The sequence below is a fragment of the Cupriavidus sp. SIMBA_020 genome (assembly GCF_046535395.1).
Taxonomy (GTDB): Bacteria; Pseudomonadota; Gammaproteobacteria; order Burkholderiales; family Burkholderiaceae; genus Cupriavidus; species Cupriavidus campinensis.
Window position 1 is genome coordinate 1 of the sequence record NZ_JAWRWU010001546.1, and the last position, 240, is coordinate 240.

At 56.2% G+C, this 240-nt stretch carries 1 protein-coding gene; it reads left to right on the top strand.

The features are described from left to right. Window positions 1-107: 107 nt before the first annotated feature. Window positions 108-240 (top strand): uL14 family ribosomal protein (locus SB751_RS34775; RefSeq protein WP_410749587.1); only part of this gene is annotated, 133 nt, incomplete at its 3' end.

Genomic DNA, 240 nt, shown 5'->3' on the forward strand with positions numbered 1-240 from the left:
TTTGCCGTCGCTGCTGTTCTAACCCAAGCAGCCGATTGGCTGACGGGACCAAGACTGACCGGGTACGCCATGGTGGTGTGGCCGGATTAAGTTGGGAAAGATAAACCATGATCCAGACCGAAACTCGGCTTGAAGTGGCCGACAACACGGGTGCGCGTGAAGTCATGTGCATCAAGGTGCTCGGCGGCTCGAAGCGTCGTTATGCCAGCATTGGCGACATCATCAAGGTGACCGTCAAAG